This window comes from Egicoccus sp. AB-alg2, assembly GCF_041821065.1.
Taxonomy (GTDB): Bacteria; Actinomycetota; Nitriliruptoria; order Nitriliruptorales; family Nitriliruptoraceae; genus Egicoccus.
In genome coordinates this window covers 91,086-110,221 of the sequence record NZ_JBGUAX010000007.1, presented here as the reverse complement: position 1 = coordinate 110,221, position 19,136 = coordinate 91,086, and the positions used below count along the sequence as shown (strand labels likewise).

At 70.1% G+C, this 19,136-nt stretch carries 15 protein-coding genes; 9 read left to right on the top strand and 6 right to left on the bottom strand.

The window, feature by feature from the left end:
• The first annotated feature begins 273 nt into the window (after window positions 1-273).
• On the top strand, window positions 274-1,581 hold the full coding sequence (locus ACERM0_RS14660; RefSeq protein ID WP_373679358.1) for an adenylosuccinate synthase: 1,308 nt from the start codon (window positions 274-276) through the stop codon (window positions 1,579-1,581).
• Between the two features lie 69 nt (window positions 1,582-1,650).
• On the opposite strand, the gene ACERM0_RS14655 is transcribed toward ACERM0_RS14660, so the two are convergent.
• Window positions 1,651-1,896, bottom strand: a complete 246-nt coding sequence (locus tag ACERM0_RS14655) for a hypothetical protein (protein ID WP_373679357.1) — start codon at window positions 1,894-1,896, stop codon at window positions 1,651-1,653.
• Window positions 1,897-2,050: 154 nt separating this feature from the next.
• Here ACERM0_RS14655 and purD point away from each other — a divergent pair, with 154 nt between their 5' ends.
• On the top strand, window positions 2,051-3,322 hold the full coding sequence (purD, locus tag ACERM0_RS14650; RefSeq protein WP_373679356.1) for a phosphoribosylamine--glycine ligase: 1,272 nt from the start codon (window positions 2,051-2,053) through the stop codon (window positions 3,320-3,322).
• Window positions 3,323-3,406: 84 nt separating this feature from the next.
• Here purD and ACERM0_RS14645 read toward each other — a convergent pair whose 3' ends face one another.
• Window positions 3,407-5,023, bottom strand: coding sequence for a DUF222 domain-containing protein (locus ACERM0_RS14645; RefSeq protein WP_373679355.1), 1,617 nt, complete (start codon window positions 5,021-5,023; stop codon window positions 3,407-3,409).
• A gap of 387 nt (window positions 5,024-5,410) precedes the next feature.
• Here ACERM0_RS14645 and ACERM0_RS14640 point away from each other — a divergent pair, with 387 nt between their 5' ends.
• From ACERM0_RS14640 to ACERM0_RS14620, 5 genes are all read left to right on the top strand, one after another.
• The gene (locus ACERM0_RS14640) at window positions 5,411-6,406 is read left to right on the top strand and encodes a helix-turn-helix domain-containing protein (protein ID WP_373679354.1); all 996 of its coding nucleotides are present in this window, start codon (window positions 5,411-5,413) and stop codon (window positions 6,404-6,406) included.
• Window positions 6,406-7,239, top strand: coding sequence for a molybdate ABC transporter substrate-binding protein (gene modA / locus ACERM0_RS14635; protein WP_373679353.1), 834 nt, complete (start codon window positions 6,406-6,408; stop codon window positions 7,237-7,239). The genes ACERM0_RS14640 and modA overlap by 1 nt, the downstream gene beginning before the upstream one ends.
• Before the next feature lie 41 nt (window positions 7,240-7,280).
• Window positions 7,281-8,132 carry an ABC transporter permease gene (locus tag ACERM0_RS14630; RefSeq protein WP_373679352.1) on the top strand — a complete coding sequence of 284 codons (852 nt, stop codon included), beginning with the start codon at window positions 7,281-7,283 and terminating at the stop codon, window positions 8,130-8,132.
• Entirely contained in the window at window positions 8,129-9,178 is a 1,050-nt protein-coding gene (locus tag ACERM0_RS14625) for a sulfate/molybdate ABC transporter ATP-binding protein (protein ID WP_373679351.1), read from the top strand. The genes ACERM0_RS14630 and ACERM0_RS14625 overlap by 4 nt, the downstream gene beginning before the upstream one ends.
• Window positions 9,179-9,245: 67 nt before the next feature.
• Complete coding sequence (locus ACERM0_RS14620; protein ID WP_373679350.1) at window positions 9,246-9,857, top strand: YdeI family protein; 612 nt, start codon at window positions 9,246-9,248, stop codon at window positions 9,855-9,857.
• A 134-nt stretch (window positions 9,858-9,991) separates the two neighbouring features.
• Here the strand turns inward: ACERM0_RS14620 and ACERM0_RS14615 are convergent, their stop codons facing one another.
• Window positions 9,992-10,885 carry a molybdenum cofactor biosynthesis protein MoaE gene (locus tag ACERM0_RS14615; protein WP_373679349.1) on the bottom strand — a complete coding sequence of 298 codons (894 nt, stop codon included), beginning with the start codon at window positions 10,883-10,885 and terminating at the stop codon, window positions 9,992-9,994.
• Between the two features lie 125 nt (window positions 10,886-11,010).
• Here ACERM0_RS14615 and ACERM0_RS14610 point away from each other — a divergent pair, with 125 nt between their 5' ends.
• Both ACERM0_RS14610 and moaA read left to right on the top strand, forming a co-directional pair.
• Window positions 11,011-11,790, top strand: coding sequence for an endonuclease (locus ACERM0_RS14610; protein ID WP_373679348.1), 780 nt, complete (start codon window positions 11,011-11,013; stop codon window positions 11,788-11,790).
• 44 nt (window positions 11,791-11,834) lie between these two features.
• A complete protein-coding gene (gene moaA, locus ACERM0_RS14605; RefSeq protein WP_373679347.1) occupies window positions 11,835-12,860 on the top strand; it encodes a GTP 3',8-cyclase MoaA in 1,026 nt (341 codons plus the stop codon).
• Window positions 12,861-13,816: 956 nt separating this feature from the next.
• Here moaA and ACERM0_RS14600 read toward each other — a convergent pair.
• Genes ACERM0_RS14600 through ACERM0_RS14590 form a run of 3 tightly spaced genes read right to left on the bottom strand, consistent with a single transcriptional unit; the run spans window position 13,817 to window position 19,121 of the window.
• Window positions 13,817-15,169, bottom strand: a complete 1,353-nt coding sequence (locus tag ACERM0_RS14600; RefSeq protein ID WP_373679346.1) for a hypothetical protein — start codon at window positions 15,167-15,169, stop codon at window positions 13,817-13,819.
• A 56-nt stretch (window positions 15,170-15,225) separates the two neighbouring features.
• Entirely contained in the window at window positions 15,226-17,001 is a 1,776-nt protein-coding gene (locus ACERM0_RS14595) for an AAA family ATPase (RefSeq protein WP_373679345.1), read from the bottom strand.
• A gap of 29 nt (window positions 17,002-17,030) precedes the next feature.
• Window positions 17,031-19,121 carry a DNA methyltransferase gene (locus tag ACERM0_RS14590; protein WP_373679344.1) on the bottom strand — a complete coding sequence of 697 codons (2,091 nt, stop codon included), beginning with the start codon at window positions 19,119-19,121 and terminating at the stop codon, window positions 17,031-17,033.
• Between the last annotated feature and the right edge of the window lie 15 nt (window positions 19,122-19,136).

Genomic DNA, 19,136 nt, shown 5'->3' with positions numbered 1-19,136 from the left:
CCGACGCGGCCGCTTCACGTCGGACACGGCAGACCTCCTCCCGATCGGCTGTCGGGCCAGCAGGCAAGCCAATCGAACGAGCGGCGGAGCCGGCGCGCCAAGGCCGTTCGGCCGGTAGGCTGCCGTCACGGCGGTCCGTCATGACCGAACGGCAGCCCCCGACGCGGGGCCGCCCGTCCTGGCACCCCGGCAGCGGTCGGGGGCGATACGGGGCCGCCGGAGTCGTGCCGCGAGGCCGCGCTCCGCCGCGTTCGAAGCGTGAAGGACCGAAGCGTGCCTGCGACCATCATCGTCGGTGCCCAGTGGGGCGACGAGGGCAAGGGCAAGGCGACCGACCTGCTGGCCGACACGACCGATCTGGTCGTGCGCTACCAGGGCGGCAACAACGCCGGCCACACCGTCATCGTCGGCGACCAGGTGTTCAAGCTGCACCTGATCCCCAGCGGGATCCTCTACCCGCACGTCACCCCCGTCATCGGCGACGGCGTCGTCGTGGACCCCGAAGTGATGCTCGAAGAGCTCGACGGGCTGGAGGCACGCGGTCTCGACGCGTTCGCGCGGGTGAAGATCTCCGGCAACGCGCACCTGATCATGCCCTACCACCGCGAGCTCGACCTGCTCACCGAGCGGCGGCTGGGGAAGGCCAAGCTGGGCACCACCAAGCGCGGGATCGGTCCGGCCTACGCCGACAAGGCGGCCCGTATCGGGCTGCGCTTCCAGGACCTGTTCGACGAGAAGATCTTCCGCCAGAAGCTCGACGCCGCGCTGGAACACAAGAACGAGCAGCTGGCCAAGATCTACAACCGGCTGCCCATGAGCGCCGACGAGATCGCCGAGGAGTACCTCGGCTACGCGGACCGGCTGCGCGGCACCCTGACCGACACCACAGACCTCATCCACACCTCGCTGGAGGCCGGCAGCCACATCATCCTCGAGGGTGCGCAGGGCACGCTGCTGGACCTCGACCACGGCACCTACCCGTTCGTGACCTCGTCCAATCCGGTGGCGGGCGGGGCGCTGACCGGCGCGGGGCTCGGTCCGCGCCACGTCGACCGGGTCATCGGCATCACCAAGGCGTACGTGACGCGCGTCGGCGCCGGGCCGTTCCCGACCGAGTTGTTCGACGAGACCGGCGAGCGGATGACCGACGTCGGCGGCGAGTACGGCACCACCACCGGCCGGCGCCGCCGGGTCGGCTGGTTCGACGCCGTCCTCGCCCGCTACGCCAACCGCGTCAACGGCTTCACCGACATCTTCCTCACCAAGCTGGACGTGCTGAGCGAGTTCGAGACACTGCGGGTCGCCACCGCCTACCGGCACGACGGCGAGGAGTTCCACAACTTCCCGCCGCACCAGTCGATCTTCCACCACGCCGAGCCCGTCTACAGCGACGTCCCCGGCTGGGGCAGCGACATCTCCGAGGTGACCCGCTACGAGGACCTGCCGCAGGAGGCCCGCGACTACGTCGACCTGCTGGAGGAGCAGGCGGAGACGCCGATCACCTGGGTCTCGGTCGGCCCGAAGCGCTCGCAGACGCTGATCCGCCGCGACGTTCCGCTGGTCCCCACCGGTACGTCCTGAGCCTGCCGGGCGAAATTCAGAATCTGGCCGCGGCGAACGCCAGGCTGGCGGCGGTGAAGATCGCCGCGATCATGGAGAAGAGAACAGCAGGCGATTCTGCTCGATGATCTGGGCGCGGAACTCGGCCGTCAGCTTGTGTTCCAGGGCCTCGAACCGGACGTCCGTGCGCTCGCCGAAGGCCCGGAGGTCGTCCTTCGTGGCGAGGCGGTCCCACGGCACGGGCGGCAGCTGCTCCATGAGGGTGGCCGCCTCCTCCGCGCCGATGGCCCGCGCCAGGGCCTGGCGTCGATCGTGTCTGGAACGCTCGTCCGGCATGGTGGCTCCCCGAGGTACGGAGCGCAAGCCTCCCAGGGCATCCGTGCCGACGCCGCGTCGCGGGTTCGGTGGCTGTGGACACACCGCGAATCGGCGTCCCGGGTCGTGACGCGTAGGCTCGCCCGCCGTCGAGGCATCGTCGAGGAGCTCGTCCGTGGGTAGGCGTGTGCTGGTGGTGGGCGGCGGCGGGCGCGAGCACGCGCTCGGGTGGCGCCTGACCGCCTCGCCGTCGGTCGACGCGGTCGAGTCGGCGCCCGGCAACCCCGGCCTGGCCGAGCTCGGGCCCGTCCACGCGATCGACGCGGCCGACCCGGACGCGGTGGCCACGCTGGCCGAGCGGCGCCGCATCGACCTGGTCGTGGTCGGCCCGGAGGCGCCGCTGGTCGCCGGGGTCGTCGACGAACTGCAGGCGCGCGGCATCGCGGCGTTCGGCCCGGTCGCGACGGGGGCGCGCATCGAGGGCTCCAAGGCGTTCGCCAAGGAGGTGATGGTCGCCGCCGGCGCGCCGACGGCCGGGTACGTCGCCACCTCCGACCGGGACGAGGCCATCGCGGCGCTCGAGCGCTTCGCCCCTCCCTACGTCGTCAAGGCCGATGGGCTGGCCGCCGGCAAGGGCGTGCGCATCTGCGAGCTCGTCGAGGAGGCGCGTGAGGCGATCGACGACGCGCTGGTGCGGCGGATCTTCGGGGAGGCCGGCGCCAACCTGGTCGTGGAGGAGTACCTCGACGGCCCCGAGCGCAGCCTGTTCGGGGTCTGCGACGGCACCGACGTGGCGCTGCTCGCGCCTGCCCAGGACTACAAGAGGGCGCTGGACGGCGACGGTGGGCTGAACACGGGCGGCATGGGGGCGTACTCACCCGTGCCCGGCTTCGGGCTGGACGACGTCGCCCGCCTGCGCGAGCTGGTCTTCCTCCCCGTGCTGCAGGAACTGGCCGACCGCGGCACCCCGTACCGGGGTCTGCTCTACGCGGGCCTGGTCGACACCGCCACGGGCCCACGACTGCTGGAGTTCAACGCCCGTTTCGGCGATCCGGAGACGCAGGTGGTCCTGCCCCGGCTGGCCAGCGACTTCGGCGAACTGCTGTGGGCCTCGGCCACGGGCTCGGTCCGGGACGTGGACGTCGCCTGGCACGAGGACGCGGCGGTGACCGTGGTCCTCGCCAGCGGCGGTTACCCGGGGGAGTACCGGACGGGGGTGCCGGTTTCCGGGGTCGAGGACGCCGACACACTCGACGGAGTACAGGTCTTCCACGCGGGTACCCGCCGCGACGACGACGGCCGACTGGTGACCGCCGGCGGCCGGGTTCTGAACGTCACCGCCCGTGCCGCCACTGTCGCCGACGCCCGCGCACGTGCCTACGAGGCGGCCGACCGGATCGCGTTCGACGGGCTCCACCGACGCACCGACATCGCCGCCGGCGTCTGACCGGCGTCTGGTGGGCTTCGACCGGCGTCCGATCGGCGTGCCATCGGCTGCCTCGTGAGTCCGGGCCGCTCTCGGGAGTGGTCGTCATGCGGCGACGAGGCGCTCGGGCGGCACGACGCGGTCGAGGTGTTCCTGGAGGACGGCGACGGCGAGGTCGAGGTCGTAGTTGCCGGGGCCGTCCCACTCGATGGGCGCGAGCGGCGGCGATCCGGCGCCGGCTTCCGCGGAAGCGATGTCGGGTGGCGGCTCGGGCGCCTGCGCGGTGGCCGTCTGCCACGATTCGATCGCCTCCTGCACCGCGCGGGCCGGGCCGGCGTGTGGGAGGTGGCTGCCGTCCGCGAGCGTGAACGTGTGCCGGCCGTCGGGGCGAACGCGGACCTCGATGCCCCGGCCGTCGTCGTGGCGGCGGTGGAGGTGGCGGTGGTGGTGCGCGCAGAGGGTGATGAGGTTGGCGAGGTCGGTGGGGCCGCCGTCCGCCCAGTGGCGTACGTGATGGACGTGGAGGTTGCGTGTGCTTCCGCAACCGGGGTAGCGGCAGGAGTGGTGGTCGCGGAGGAAGACCGCCCGCCGCAGCGCCGCCGACGGATCGCGTCGTCGTCGGCCGAGGTCGATCGGTTGGTGGTGCGCATTCGTGACGGCCAGGACGATCCCGGCCTCGCAGGCCAGACGGCGCAGCACGCGCCGGTCGAGACTGCGGATGCGTCCGGCGGCGTCGCGGACCGGCACGGGATCCTGTCGTGGATGCGGGACGTCGTGCCCCGTCGGCGGGTTCAGGGCCGCGAGCGCGTCGGCTGGCGCCTGCAGCACGAGGGTGTGGCGGTCGAGGCCGCTGGTGTCCGGCGGACCACCGTCGGTCCGGACGACGACCGCTTCCGCCAACGTGCGGGCGACGTCGGCCGCCGTCACCCACGGCTCTCGGTCATCGTCGGGCGGTTCGGGCACGCTGACCGCTTCCGCGGAAGCGCTGCCGGCGTCCGTCGGTTCCTCGCTGGCGGCGGGGCCGCTTCGACGCCGGTCGGCCAACTGTTGCTCCGCTGCCCGGCGGCAGCGGAGCTCCAACTCGACGATCTCCTCGACCGGACCGACGACGGTGAGCTCGGCGAGACCGTCGTGCCGCGTGGTGAGTCGGTAGGTCCAGCCGTGGTCGGGGTCGTCGGCCACGAGCCGGCCGCGCTGTGCACCGCGCAGACCACGTGCCACGCGCTCGAGCTCGGCGGCCGTGGCGTGGTCGGCCCACGCCAGCAGCCACTCCTGCGCGTCCGGCAGCGCGATGCGTGTCAGGGCGCGGACCTTCGAATACGACAGCGTGCCGGCAGCGAACCGGTCGCGGATGGCGGGCAGTTCGCGCAGCCGCAGCGCGACCCGGACCCACTCCCGGGCGGTGGAGGCGCCGAGGCCGAGCTTCCATGACAGCCAGGCGCCGGGGGTGCGGGCGCCCTGGTCGGCCCAGATGCCGCGGACGACGAACTCCGCGAGGACGTCGAAGAGACGGGCGAGGACGATCGTGGCCTCCACGGCCCTCGTGTGCAGCGTGACCTCGAGCTGGTCGTCGGAGAGGTCCGCGAACCGTGGATCGGGACCGAGCGCGCGGGCGTGCGCGAACAACTGCTCCCACCCCAGCTCGCGCTGCTCGGCGACGGCCAGGTCGCCCAGCCCGACCGGCGGCCCGCCGGCTTCCGCCGCTCCCGGCTGATCGCTCACGTGGGTGTCCGTGTGCGATCTTGCGCCGGCCGCTCCCGCGGAAGCGCTTCCTCGACCGCTGCCGGCCGCTCCCGCGGAAGCGCTTCCGGCAGCCAGCCCGGTCCGCTCCATCGTGCTCGCCACGTGCATCTTCGTTCCCCGTCGCCGAAGGCGACGACCTTACGAAGCGGGTGTGACACACGGGCACGGCGGCGCGGAAGCGGCACCTACCTCGTCGCGGCGGATGCGACGGCGTGGCGCGACGGATCTCCCCGCCGAGCGAGCCGGGAGACGGGGTGCCCGCAGCGCCGGGCGCGCGGCCGCAATGACGAGGCTGCCAGGACTCTGGCACACTAGTGCCAGCAATCGGGCATCGGGCGGCGGGAGGCCGGTGTGGACGCCGCACACGTGGGCCGCAGGGTCCGTCGGCTGCGGCGCGGGCTCGGCCTCAGCCAGGCCGAGCTGGCCGAACGGGCCGGCATCAGCCGTCAGGCCCTGGGGGCGTTGGAGGCCGGCCAGCACCTCCCGCGCGTCGACGCCGCCCTGACGCTGGCGGCAGCGCTCGGGACCACCGTCGAGGACCTGCTCGCCATCGGGCCCCCGCGGGCGCTGCACGTGCTGGGCGGTGAACTGCCCGACGGCCAGCCCGTGCGGGTCGTGCAGGTCGGCGACCACCACGTCTGCGTGCCGTTGCCGGGTGTCGACGACGGGGAGGTGTGGCCGGTACCGGACGCGGTCGTCCACGAGGGCCGGGTCCAGACCCTGCCGGGCGCGGACACCGACGGCTTCCTCGTGGCTGGCTGCGACCCGGCGCTGGGGCTCCTGGCCGGGCTCGGCCCCGCTCGCGGTCGCGGCCGGCTCGTGCCGGTGCTGGCCTCGTCGGCCGCCGCGAGGCTCGCCCTGGTTACCGGCCGCGCGCACGCCGCCGTCGTCCACGACGCCGAGCCACCCGAACCGCAGCAGCCCGACCGCGTCCACCGCCTGACGTTGGCGACCTGGCGGACCGGCCTCGCCGTTCCCGCTGGCGCGGAGAGCGGGCTGGACGACGCGCTCGCCGGGCTGGGCCCCGTCGTCCAACGCGACGCCGGCGCGGCGGCGCAGCGGGCCTACGAGCGGGCGCTGCAGGCCGAGGACCGTCGCCCACCGCCGGGCCCGCTCGCCACCGGTCACCTCGATGCGGCCCGGCAGGCCAGCGCATCCGGCGTGCCGGCGGTCACCATCGAGCCGGTCGCACTGGCGCTGGGGCTGGTGTTCCGCCCGCTGGAGACCCACCGGGTCGAGGTCTGGGTCGACGCCGGCGCGACGGATCATCCAGGCGCCCTGGCGCTGGGGGAGTTGCTCGGGTCGGCCCGGCTGCGCCGCCGGCTCGCGGTCCTGCCCGGCTACGACCTCGAGGCGGCGTGATGCGCGTCCGGCTCGTCACGGCCCTCACCGTCCTGGCGACGCTGCTGCTCGCCGTCGCCTGCGCCGGCACGACCGGTCGGCCGGAAGGCGGGGCGGCCGATCCGGACGCCGCCGACTCGGGCCGCGCCGACGCCGACACCGAGACCACCTCGACGCCGTTGCGTGGTGAGCTGCTCGTCTTCGCCGCGGCCTCGCTCACGGACGTGTTCGAGGAGCTCGGCAGCCTGCTCGAGGACGCCCACCCGGAGCTCACCGTCACCTTCAACCTCGCCGGTTCGCAGACGCTGGCCGGCCAACTGGTCGAGGGAGCGCCGGCGGACGTGTTCGCCTCGGCCAGCGGGACACAGATGGACGCCGTCGCCGAGGAGGGCCTCGTCGACGAACCGGTGCCCTTCGCGACGAACCGGCTCGCGATCGTCGTGGAGCCGGACAACCCCCTGGGCATCCGGACGCTGGACGACCTCGCACGCGACGACGTGGTCCTGGTGCTCGCCGGTGAGGAGGTCCCGGCCGGCCAGTACGCCGCCCAGGCCCTGGAGCAGGCGGGCGTCGAGGTTTCCCCCGCCAGCCTCGAGGTGGACGTCCGAGCCGTGCTGGGCAAGGTCGTCCTGGGCGAGGCGGACGCGGCCATCGTCTACGAGAGTGACGTCGTCGTCGCCGGTGACACCGTGCAGGGCATCGACATTCCCGACGGCGACAACGTCTTCGCGACCTACCCGGTCGCGACCGTCACGGACGCGCGCAACCCGGACGCGGCTGCGGCGTTCGTCGACCTGCTGCGTTCACCGGAGGGCACCGAGGTGCTCGAGCGCTACGGGTTCGGCGTCCCGTGAGCCGGCACGATCCCCTTCCGGGCGGAGCCGGGAAGCGGTCCGTGAGTCTCGACACGCGCCCCCTCGTCGACCCCGGTGCCGCGCACGGACCGGGGCCGCGCCGCCGTGGCGAACGGCTCCTGCCCGCCGCGGTCGCCGTCGCGCTGGTCGCTGGCCTCGGGCTCTTCCTCCTGCCGTTGGCGGGCCTGCTGCTGCGCACGCCGTGGCCGACGCTCGGAAACCTGTTGACCGAGCCGCGTGTGCTGCAGGCGCTGCGGCTGTCGCTCGTCACGAGCCTGGTGTCGTTGGTCCTGTCCGTGCTGCTGGGGGTGCCCCTGGCGTGGCTGTTGGCCCGGACGGACTTCCCCGGCAAGCGGCTGCTGCGGGCGCTGTGCATCCTGCCGATGGTGCTGCCGCCGGTCGTCGGCGGCGTGGCGCTGCTGACCGCCTTCGGGCGGCGTGGCGTCCTCGGCGCCCCCCTGGAGCGCCTCACCGGCGTCACGCTGCCGTTCACCACCGCCGGTGTCGTGTTGGCGGTGACCTTCGTGTCGATGCCGTTCCTGATCGTCACGGTGGAGGCCGGATTCCGCTCGGTCGACCGGCGCTACGAGGACGCCGCCGCGACGCTCGGCGCCTCGCGGTGGACGGTGCTGCGCCGGGTGACCCTCCCGCTGCTCGCCCCGTCGCTGCTGGCCGGGATGGCGCTGGCGTGGGCGCGGGCGCTCGGCGAGTTCGGGGCCTCGATCACGTTCGCCGGCAACCTCCCCGGCCGCACGCAGACGGTGCCGCTGGCCGTCTACCTGGAGCTCGAGCGCGACGCCGACACCGCGATCGCGCTGTCGCTGGTCCTGCTGGTCGTGTCGGTCGGGGTGCTGGTGGCGCTGCGCGACCGCTACCTCGGAGGCACGACGTGAGCCTCGAGGCCGAGGTGGTGGTCGAGCGCGGCGCCTTCGTCCTGGACACCGTGCTCGAGGTGGCCGACGGCGAGGTGATCGCCCTGCTGGGGCCGAACGGGGCCGGCAAGACCACGCTGCTGCGCTGCCTCGCCGGATTGCTGCCGCCGGCGCGCGGGCAGGTCCAGTTCGGCGGCACGGTCGTGGAGGACACGGCCACGGGCGTCCGGGTGCCGGCCGCCGGGCGCGACGTCGGGATGGTCTTCCAGGACTACCTGCTGTTCCCGCACCTGTCCGTGCTGGAGAACGTCGCGTTCGGCCCCCGGGCGCGCGGGATCCCCAGAGCGGCCGCCCGCGACCTGGCCAGGGACCTGCTGGCGCGGGTCGGACTCGCCGACCGGGCGGATGCCCGCCCGCGTGACCTCTCCGGCGGGCAGGCGCAGCGCGTCGCGCTCGCGCGGGCGCTGGCCGGAGACCCGGCCGCGCTGCTGCTCGACGAGCCGCTCGCCGCCCTGGACGTCGACACCCGCCAGGACGTTCGCGCGCAGTTGCGTGGCCACCTGCGGGCCTTCACCGGGCCGACCGTGCTGGTCACCCACGACCCCGTCGAGGCGCTGACCCTCGCCGACCGCCTGCTGGTGCTCGAACACGGTCGCACCAGCCAGGTCGGCACCCCCGCTGAGGTGACCCGCCGCCCGCGCTCGCCGTGGATCGCCCGGCTGGTCGGGCTGAACCTGCTGCAGGGTCGGGCCGAGGGCACCCGCGTCGAGGTGGCCGGGACGCACCTGACCGTCGCCGAACCACACGAGGGGCCGGTCGACGTGCTGTTCCACCCCCACGCCGTCGCGCTGCACGCCGAGCGTCCGCACGGCAGTCCCCGCAACACCTGGCCGGCGCGGGTGCAGGGACTCGACGTCGAGGGCGCCCGCGTGCGCGTCCACCTCGGCGGGCCCGTCGCGGCGGTCGCCGAGGTGACCCACGCTGCCGTCGCCGAGCTCGGCCTGTCGGAGGGCCGCGAGGTCTGGGCGGCGGTAAAGGCCGTGGAGATCGACGTCCATCCCCGGTGAACCCGGACACGAACCGTCCTCGTCGGCGGCGTAGCGTGGCGCCGGCAGCGGCACCGGGAGGACGGGAGTGGCCACCGGAGGACAGGGACGCGTCGGCGACGGGGACCCGCGGGTCCATGTGGAGACGGTCGAGGAGTGGGCGGACTGGCTGGCCGCGCACCACGCCGACGCGACCGGGGCGTGGCTCGTGACCTGGCGGACCCCGACGGGCCGCCCCGCGCCCACCTACGACGAGGCCGTCACCGAGGCGCTGCGGTTCGGGTGGGTCGACTCCGTCGCGCGTCGACTGGACGACGAACGCTCGATGTTGCGCTTCAGCCCGCGCAAGCGTGGCAGCGGCTGGTCACGACCCAACAAGGTGCGCATCGCCCGCCTGGAGGCCGACGGCCGGATGGCGCCGGCCGGCGCCGCCGTGCTCGCCGCCGCGCAGGCCGATGGCAGCTGGACACTCCTCGACGCGGTCGAGGACCTCGAGGTGCCCGACGACCTCGCTGCGGCCTTCGACGCCCACCCCGGCAGCCGGGAACGATGGGAGGCGTTCCCCCGCTCGGCCAAGCGCGCCATCCTGGAGTGGATCGTGCAGGCGAAACGGGCCGAGACACGCGCCAGGCGGGTGGCGGAGACGGCGGAGAAGGCCGCCCCCGGCGAGCGCGCCAACCAGTGGACGCCGAAGGCCTGACGTTCGGAGCCCTGCGCCGGCCGAGGGTGGTCGCGGGCGGCGTGCCCGTGGACCGCGGGCATCGCGCACGTGCCAGGGGGCGAGGCGACACGAACACGGGCGTCGTGGCCGCTGGAGCGGGAGCGGCGGGTCGTCTATGCCGAGTAGTCGGGCGCCGAGGGCCCGTCGCCGTCGGACGTCGGCCCGTCGCCAGCCGGTTCCGCGTGCTCCTCGCCGTCGGGCAGTCCCACCCAGCGGTGCTCGCCGTCGCGCGTGACCTCCCGCTTCCACACCGGCACGCGGTCCTTCACCCGTTCCAGCGCGTCCTCGCAGGCGGCGAAGGCCTGCGCGCGGTGGGGCGACGTGCACACGATCAGCACGGTGTGCGAGCCGACCGGCAACTCGCCGACGCTGTGCAACAGCCCGACACCACGGACCTGCGGATGCTCGCGCACGATCTCGACCGCGACGTCGGCGAGGACCTTGTCCGCCATCTCCTCGTAAGCCGAGTAGTCGAGGCGGACGACGTCGTCGACGTCGGCAGCATGGTCCCGCACGGTGCCGAGGAACACCGCCGTCGCCCCCACGTCCGGCGTCACCAGCGCCTCGACGGTCTCCTCCACGGCCAGCGGCGGTCGGCGCAGACCCGTGAGGATCCGCACCTCCGCGAGGTCCCCGCCAGCGCCGTGCTCACCGGCCCCGCCGTGGTCACCAGTCCCGCCGTGGTCACCGGCCCCGCCGTGGTCACCGGTCCCGCCGTGGTCACCGGCCCCGCCGTGGTCACCGGCCCCGCCGTGGTCACCGGAGCCGCCGGCCACCGGCGGCAGCACGGCGACCTCGCGGGCACCCGCCAGGGGATGGTCGTCCTTGGCGACCTCCAGGTCGACGGCCACGTTGACCCGGGCGAGCAGCGGCGCCAGCGCGGGGTGCCGCGCCGCCAGGGCGGGGCGCAACTGCGCGACGGTGGCGTCGTCGGGCACCTCGACGCGGGTGCGGGCGCCACCGGCACGCTCGGCGAGCCCACCGAACAGGCGCACCTCGATCTCCACGGCTGACCGCTCCACTCGGCAGGCGACCAGGCTACTGCCCGCCCAGGACCGGCAACGCGGCCGGTGGCGGCCGTACAGGAGCGGCACGGCTCGCGCTCCTACGGTCGTGCGCGAGGAGGTGCGACATGGCACGCCGGGAGGACCTGTTCGTGGTGCTGCTGCGCCGCCACGGCCAGACGTTCGCCGCCGAACTCGGGATCGACCTGGAGGGCGGCGGCGCCGACGCGCGCTTCCAACTGTGCGTGGCCGCGCTGCTGATCAGCGCACGGATCAGCACACGCATCGCCGTGGCCGCGGCCCGGTCGTTGTTCGACGCCGGCTTCACCAGCGCCCGACGGATGCGCGACGCGAGCTGGCAACAGCGGGTCGACGCGCTCGGCGCCGGTGGCTACGTCCGCTACGACGAGAGCACCGCCACCTACCTCGGGGACACCGCCGAGCTGCTGCTCGAACGCTACGACGGCGACCTCGAGGCACTCCGCGAGGCCGCCGGCCGCGAGCCCGCCCGCGAGTACGAGCTGCTCCAGGAGTGCAAGGGCATCGGCACCGTCGGCGCCAACGTGTTCCTGCGGGAGGTCCAGACCGTCTGGCACGAGGTCCGACCGTTCGCCGACGAGGCCGTCACGCGGGCGTCCGAGGCGCTCGGGCTGCCCCACACCGCCCGCGGGCTCGCGGGACGGCTGGGCGACGACGACCTGTCCGTGCTGGCGGCCGCGCTCGTGCGGGCCGACCTCGCCGACGAGCTCGGGGCCCTGAAGGCGGGGCAGGAGTTGCCGCCGTCGGCGTTCCAGCTGGCGTCGGCCACCAAGGCCGAGTTGCTCCAACTGGCCCGCGAGCGCGACCTGCAGGGACGCTCCGCCATGAGCCGCGACGAACTCGCCGACGCCCTCCGTGGAGGTGGCTGAGCTCCTCGCCCCGCACACGAAGCGGACGGCGGTACCGTGCGCGTGTGGGGAACGACGCGACGACACCGCTGCTGGACCGGCTGGGCAGGCCGGTCGAGGACCTGCGCGTGTCCGTCACCGACCGCTGCAACCTGCGGTGTCGCTACTGCATGCCCCGAGAGGTGTTCGGGCCCGACCACGCCTTCCTCGAGCGCGACGAGTTGCTGACCTTCGAGGAGCTCGCTCGGCTCGCCCGCGTGTTCGTCGGCCTGGGCGTGCGCAAGCTGCGGCTGACCGGGGGAGAGCCGCTGTTGCGCCGCGACCTGCCCGGCCTGGTGGCGCAGCTCGCGCCGATCGACGGGCTGCACGACCTGGCAATGACGACCAACGGCGTGCTCCTGCGCCGGTTCGCGCAGCCGCTGGCCGAGGCGGGCCTGCGGCGCGTCACGGTCAGCCTCGACGCGCTGGACGACGCGACCTTCCGGCAGCTGGCGGACACCAACGCCCCGGTCGGGACCGTGCTGGACGGCATCGCGGCCGCACGCGAGGCCGGGCTTGACCCGATCAAGGTCAACTGCGTCCTGCAGCGCGGCGTCAACGACGCCCAGATCGAGGAGCTGGCGGGCTGGGCCCGCGACACCGGCGTCACGCTCCGGTTCATCGAGTTCATGGACGTCGGCACGACCAACGGCTGGTTGCGCGACCGTGTCGTGCCGGCCGCCGAGGTGGCCGAGCGCGTCGGCGCCCGTTGGCCCATCGAGCCGGTCGAACCGGCGCGCCCCGGCGAGGTCGCCGAGCGCTTCCGCTACCTCGACGGTGCCGGCGAGGTCGGCATCATCGCGTCGGTCACCCGCCCGTTCTGCGGCACCTGCAGCCGGGCGCGGCTGTCCGCCGTCGGTGAGCTGTACACCTGCCTGTTCGCCGCCAAGGGCCACGACCTGCGGGCGCTGCTGCGCGGCGGTGCCGACGACGCCGAGGTGGCCGCGGCCGTCACCGCGGTCTGGTCGGCCCGCACCGACCGCGCCTCCGAACTGCGCGCGGAGGCCGGGCTGACCGGCCCACGCGTCGAGATGTCCTACATCGGCGGCTGAGCGACAGAAATGTGCTCTGACCTGCGATGACGCTACGGCGTGACTCCGCCAGTCCGCACGGCCCGCACGTGCCTGGACACCGCCCTCGTGCACGACCAGATCGGTGACATCGGCATCTGGGGCGGCACCACGGTGGCCGTCCGTGATCAGATCCGTGCCGGCACGCTCACCCGCGACGACGCCCTGCACCTGCAAACCGGTCCCTACCGCCGCGACCGTGACCGGACACCGATGGGTCGCTGTCGCTCCCGACAAGCACGGCGACTTCGCCGACAGCACCGGCCGGGTGCTCTCACCCGACTCCCCGCCGGCGACTACATCACGCTCGTCGACCGGCGCCCGATCGCCCAAACCCCAACGCTCACCGACGCCTGCCATGCCGCTCGCATAGAGCAGCGCCTGGAAGCCGTCCCCCGACCGTCGGCCCGACCGTCGGCCCGGCCGTCGTTACCGGACCTGCTCGAGGTGCATGTCGACGAACACGGAGACTACGTCGACGACAGCGGCCGGACCTCATCACCCGCGTCCCCACCGAGCCGCACTACCTCGTGTTCGTCGACAACCGTCTCCACAGCCGAGCCGAACTGCGCCCGCACAGCAGCCCACGCCTCGCTTCGCGCGAGCTCCCGTAGCCGCGTCACGCACAGCCATGGCAGCCACGAACGGCAGCCGCCAGCGCCCAGATGGCCAGCTCCGAACGCGCCGCACTACGTCCGCCGCGAGGTCGGAGGCGGCCGAACATGCCTGGTCGCGCCTCGAACCGGGCGACCCACACCGGCACGACCCTGGCCGTCGAAAGCGACGACGACCGGGTGGAGGGGGCCCGTTGTCCGGAGCTCGGTCTAGCTGACGGCAGCCGCCGAGGGTGGCGCTTCTAGGAGTCAGATCAGACCTAGGCGAAGGGAGATTTCATCCTCGGAGGTAGGCACAACGTGGACCACGCGAGAGATGCACAGTCAACTAGCGAGATTGAGTGCCGCGTCGATACCTTCCGCCAGCTTCGCACGGAGCGTGTTTGCTCCTTGGTCTTCGGTCAGCACTCGCAGATCGAGCCGTACCAGCACGACCTTCAGAGTGTCTCCCAGGAGCGCCGAGTCGACGTGCCACTCTTCGAGATCGGCAACGTCAGACGCCAGCGATTCAACACGTGGTTGGACCAATAGCCCGCAAGTAGTACCTCTAGCCAGCATCGCCGAGGTGAGCTGGTAGAAGACGGCCGGCGCTAGACGGCCGACTCCATACTCCTCGTCGTCTCTGCTAACACGCCCATGATATTTCGAGTCTGACGTCAGCGACACCCCAAGATCCGTTTGGATAACGTCGTCAGGACGCAGGAATCGTCGATTAGATCCTGCTCCTTCGCTTTGTCGAACAGCGAATAGCATCTGAGTTTGGGAAGAGTGGCTCCACCCCCGCTCGCGGGCTATCGCAGAGTACAATCCGCTGACAAGCCCTTCGAATACTCGCGCCATGTCAACCAGGAATGATGCAACTCTGCGATGGTCGCCTTGGGTGATTGACCTCTCGGCTGGCGACAAGATCGAGCGAACCCGGGCAAGTTCACGAGCAATCGTAATTGGCCCAGCGTAATGGTTTGCTCCAGGCGGCAGCGGAGCCAAGGTGTCAACGAGAGTCGGGTCAACCTGCGGCTGCGGTAGTGCCTCGATGACCTGGCCTAGGGCGTACCGAGTTGAGGCAAGCTGAGACCGACGCATGAGTTCATGGGCACTCCAGGCGAGGAGCCGGACATGTTCGTTGTCGCTGCTCATCTCCGCGAACGAACAAGGTAGGCGATGTCGCTGGTGTGGGAGCTGCGTCGTCTGACGATGGACCAACAGCCGCCCGCGTAACGCGTGGCGGTTCTCAACCGTTCCTCGGTACACCATAAGGGGACCGTCCCGAAGTGCGGCCATGAGATCTGATGCGAAGACCCAAGCGACGAGGTCTACGAAGTCGGGACTCAGATACGAGGCGGGCAGTCTTCCTGGAATTAATGAGAACGCTCTGCGGACCCGCGATCGGCCGATCAAAGCCGCAACCTTCAGCAGGGCCGGCAGCCAGTCGTGGCCCGAGGCAAACTTTGGGCGGACAGGAATGACGCCGCCTCCGAAAGACACGATTCCGGCCATACCCCGGAAGCGTACGCGACGACCGTCGGGCTCCCACTCAATACGGTTGGTAGCGGTTCGCGTGACACGCGAAAGCAATTGCTGATCGCGTGGAATCAGGTACGGGGACGGGAGCGACCGGATATCGAGCCACTCATTCTCCACGGCACCCAGCGGCTTCGCGATTTCAACCCCGTTCATGAACGCAGCTTCACGCTAGGCCTAACGGTCGAAGCGCCTCCCGTCGGGCAGCGTCATCAGAATCCCTTCCCCTGGTCGCCATCTGCGTCATCAGCTGCCTCACCTTCTTCTGGTTCCGCACCCGACTCCGGAGGTTCCTCCTGGTCGGGCAGGTCCTCTTCCCACGGAGCTTGAGGATCAACTCCAGCAATGCTGGCGACGATCTCCGCCATCAGTTGCTCGTTCTCCCTGGGAATCGGACGGAGTTCAATCCATCCCGGAACATCAAGCATTCCATCTCCGGAGAGCTGCTCGCTGCCGTGTCGAGTGAACAGCCTTCCCTCGTTTGCTTCCCCCCCGAGCAGTTCATAGAGAGCGACCGGATCGGTTCTGAAGAGTTCGGCCAGCTGGGGAACCATTTGCTCAAGTAGAACGGCCGAGAGGTCTCGTCGCCTTTCTGCAACGGACCTGCCTCCGGCGAAGATGGGAATCAGGTAGGCGTGGCCAAGCCGGAAGTCAGGTCCACGCAGCACCGAGATCTTGCGGTTGATTGTGGCAAGTAGCCTGTATGCGAGGTTGAATGTGATTCGCCATTCGGTTTGCTGAGGCTCATGCGCAATACCCGCGAGGACATCGCTGAATCGTTTTCGTAGGAATGCGTAGTCCGGTGGGACTTCGATAATCTGGAATCTTCCCCGTAACGCGCTGTCGAGTGGCGCGACCATTCGATCCACTGAGTTCATGGATGCCAGAGTGTAGACGTGGTATGCCATTCGGAAGCCGCCCTGATCGTCGATCGCGTCCGAGCTGTCGGAGTCAGGGTGATACGGAAGGTGCGGCTTAACCGTTTCGAATGGCTTCTCGGTGCCATCCGGACCTAGACGTTTGTCGGGCTCGATTACTGTGATTAGTTCGCCGAAGATCTCGGCAGTGTTGCCGCGATTGAGTTCGTCGATGAGCAGTAGAGAGGCGCCCCCGTCCAGTGCATGCTCGGACGCCCAAAAGAGGGGGCCAGTGCGGACGCGGTAGTGAAGCGAGCCCTTCTCATCAATCTCGGGCATCAGCCCAGCTACAAAGGACTCGTAAGTCGTGCTCTGGTGAAAAGTGAGGAACCAACTCTTCCCGCTGCGATTCTCTACGACGCCTTCCGGCTGCGTTTTGAACGGATGCGCAAGGTCATCAGGATCGAAGCTGACCGGACTAATTCCCTCCAGGAAGGCCCGCTCAGCCTCTCGCATTAGATGCGTCTTGCCGGTTCGAGGTGGTCCATACAGTATGACATTCTTGCGTTGACGCAGGGCAACGAGGATCCGGGCGAGTGTCTCATCCTCCAGGATGTACGTCCCCTCGTCTTTTAGATTGATGGCGCCCGTCGGCTCACCGATCCTACGGATCCGCGCGAGTAGTTCGTCCGGCAGGGCAGACTCATCAGCGATGTATCGTGCGTGAACCTGTCCGCCTCCATCTCGCACGAGAAAGATGTAGGCGCGGTCAACAGCGGGCCGAGCAGCTCTGACCGGGTCCGACCAGACCTTGAGGGGTTCGTTCCGCTGACGAGGGAGTTTGAGCTCCTCTCGTGCGCCGTGTTGGTACTGGACCTTGAGTTGCTGTGCTGGGTAGTCCTCCTCTTGGCCTGGAACAGCGGCGATCGAGATCTCGGACCAGTCACTCTTGCCTTCAGTCACCCACGGCAGTGGCCCGCCGGCGAGCTCCTCGAACTCCTGACGCATTCTTCGCATCGGGATGTGCTGGTTCCCCTCATTGGCACCCGCGTTCTCCAAGACATCGAGCGCGAGCGACTGGAGGCGTGCGAAGATGAGGTACTCGATGCGGCGAAGGTCGCCGTTGGCCATAGTCAAGCCCCTTGTTGAACGGGGCAAGCCTAGAACAGGCGATACTCCTCCGCAGCCTCTCCAGCCGAAGTTTCCGACTCTCCCTCGAGGAGCGGGAGTTGGCTGGGTAGGAGGTGCAGTCCATCGCGCTTGGGAAATCGCCGCTCAAGTTCGCGGTAGAAGTCAGCGGCTGAGATCGGAACCTCTCGACCATTCTCGAGGTGCCAGGCCACCATCCGACTGAAGATGACGTGGCCCGACCGCTCTCGTCGCGTGTGGGCATCATCATGGAGACCAGGGATGGGCAGCTGCTGGAGGCGTTCCTCAACGAAGCCCCAGAGGTCGGGCTGAGCGGCATCCCCATCGGTTAACGGATCGTCCGCCCGATGTCCCCCCGCCTTGCGAGCGGTGATGATGAGGTCATGCCTGGCGGCTCCCGGTCGAATGTCCGACAGGATCGTGCTCGTTCCCTTGTCGAGCATCCCCACGTGTTCGACGGAGAACCCGGCTTCACGGATGACGTCTTGTATGATCTTCCACACAGCGGGGTCGGTGTTGTGAAACTCCACACTCATCCAGCGACCTGGCTTCAGTACGCGATGCATCTCGGCGAAGCACGCGCGGAGCAAGGCCGAGTAGTCATCGGCCTCACGTCTGCGCGACTCATCGATTACCGCCTCGGGTTTCTCGTTAGTCTTGACGCGGAGCCACGCCTCGAGCACGAGGTTGAGTTCGCTGTAGATGATGTTCGCACCGAAGGGGGGGTCGGTGTAGATGTAGTCGATGCTGTCGTCGGGAATCTGCGTCAGTTGAGTGCTGGACTGCGTAGAAACAATCGCTGTGCCCGTGGCTCCGAGTTTCTCCTTCTCGGCCTGCTCAAGCTTGCCAAGCTTTCTCTCGAGTACGTCGAAGATGTTCTTCTCCATGCGCACGATGGGCATGTAGAAATTGCCGGACATCCCACCGCCGCCTCCGAAGTAGCCCTGTCGCTCGGAGATCACCGTGAAGATGCTCGTCAAGGTCGCGCGGCAGATCTGTCTCAGTCCGGGGTCCTCGAGAGCGTCCGCACGGGCCCACAAGTCGGCGAAAGCGATTAAGTTCCGTTCCGCGAGGAAACGCGTGACGTCAACGATGGCCTTGTCGCCCAATTGTGCGAGTCGCGCCGAGTACCCCGCGGGATCAATCGAGTCGGTCGGGTACCACGCGTCCGGTTCGACTCTTGATGCCTCAGCAGCCAGTTGTAGGTCGTGCGCGTTCGGCTCACGGGAGATCCGCTGTTGACGCTTGCCGGCGTTGACCCAGACGAGTCGCTTCCGCTTCCGGCCGTCTTCGATTATCCGCTGCACTCGGCGGACGTTGAGGTCAGCATCGCAGTGGGGGCACGGGAACTGGTCTCGGGTTTCGACCTTGTTCCCGTGGTGGATGACTCCATGGGGGAAGAAGCAGAACTCGCCCTGGCAATCTGGGCAGGTGAACTCGTCGCTCCACACGAAGTAATTCACAGCCAGCTGGTGCCCGCCTTCCTCGGTCTGGAAGAGATGGCCCCACTTGGCCTTCGATTCGTGCAAAATATTCCTCATAGCATTTACGGAGACCACGGGATCGTGTGAGACGACGTTGGCCCCTGCGACAAACGTCGCCATTGGTGAGAGATCCACGAGGACCGCGTTGCGTCCAATCCGGCGCGCAGCCGCACCGGTCATGCCAGAACCACAGAAAGCATCGAGCACCAAATCGCCTGGCTGGGTGTAGTGCTCAATCAACCGTCGGATGACATCCGGTGGGACCTTGGTGTGATACGGGTGGAAGCTGTACACGGCGTCGCGCGAGCCGGCATCCAGGGTCCCGACGTATGGGCCCCGTGGGTACTGCGACTCGGACGTGCTAGTCCGGTGCAGTTCGACGTACTCCCCAAGAAAGGGGTTCGGGCAAGCCGTGAAGTGCGGAGCGACCGAGAGGTCTAAGACATCAGTGTCGGTGGCTTCTGGGAAGCCTGGGACGTCGCGCATCTCGTCGAGACGGCTGCGGAGGCGATCCTCGAAGGACCTGTGCGCTGCCTCAAGCGACGAATACTGCTGCCCAAGCACCGTGGTCGGGGCTTCAGCGGCTCGATCGAGAGCGAACGACTCCTGGACTGGCATTCCTGGGCTCTGGGG

Coding starts and splice junctions, on each gene's coding strand:
- ACERM0_RS14600 (WP_373679346.1), bottom strand. CDS start 15,169: ATGAACGGGGTTGAAATCGCGAAGCCGCTGGGTGCCGTGGAGAATGAG.
- ACERM0_RS14590 (WP_373679344.1), bottom strand. CDS start 19,121: ATGCCAGTCCAGGAGTCGTTCGCTCTCGATCGAGCCGCTGAAGCCCCG.
- ACERM0_RS14655 (WP_373679357.1), bottom strand. CDS start 1,896: ATGCCGGACGAGCGTTCCAGACACGATCGACGCCAGGCCCTGGCGCGG.
- ACERM0_RS14595 (WP_373679345.1), bottom strand. CDS start 17,001: ATGGCCAACGGCGACCTTCGCCGCATCGAGTACCTCATCTTCGCACGC.
- ACERM0_RS14610 (WP_373679348.1), top strand. CDS start 11,011: ATGGCACGCCGGGAGGACCTGTTCGTGGTGCTGCTGCGCCGCCACGGC.
- modA (WP_373679353.1), top strand. CDS start 6,406: ATGCGCGTCCGGCTCGTCACGGCCCTCACCGTCCTGGCGACGCTGCTG.